The organism is Metapseudomonas phytobenefica (assembly GCF_043392685.1).
Taxonomy (GTDB): Bacteria; Pseudomonadota; Gammaproteobacteria; order Pseudomonadales; family Pseudomonadaceae; genus Metapseudomonas.
On record NZ_JBHZGM010000103.1, the window covers coordinates 1 to 516 of the forward strand.

The following is a 516-nucleotide window of genomic DNA, read 5'->3' on the forward strand; positions in this document are numbered from 1 at the left end:
GACGCCATGGGCTTGGGCGCGAAGCCTGCCCATGGGGAATGGGTGACATGAAGGAGCGCCACCTGTTCCTGGCCGGGTGGCATGACACCGATATCGCCTTGGGCGAAGGAAGAACCCAATGAACACGGATCGAGAACTGCTGGAACTGGCGGCGAAGGCCGTCGGCTACCAGACCGGGCACAAATGGAACCGCGAGCGCCTGGAGATGGACCCGCCAGTGACGGCGATGGTCGTCCATGACGCCGCCGGCGAACTGGTCAGCACCGGCTGGAATCCTCTGGACGACGACGGGCAGGCGCTGCGCCTGGCAGTGAAGCTGTCTCTGATGCTGGATATCTACTCGGGCGTGGTGGTCGGCCACGATCTGAAGGCGGCGCTGAATATCACGGATGCCTGGTATGAGCGCGACAGTGGCAACAGCCCTGGGGCTGCGGCTTCTATGTTGCACAACGGCGATCCCTGTGGCGCCACCCGCCGTGCCATCGTCCGCGCTGCCGCCGAGATAGGGAGATCGAT

1 protein-coding gene is annotated in these 516 nt (G+C 64.3%); it reads left to right on the plus strand.

Annotation, left to right across the window (positions count from 1 at the left end; translation table 11 throughout):
• Positions 1 to 118: 118 nt before the first annotated feature.
• Positions 119 to 516: hypothetical protein (locus tag ACFW0B_RS25950; protein WP_449151820.1), on the plus strand; the 398-nt coding region annotated here is incomplete at its 3' end.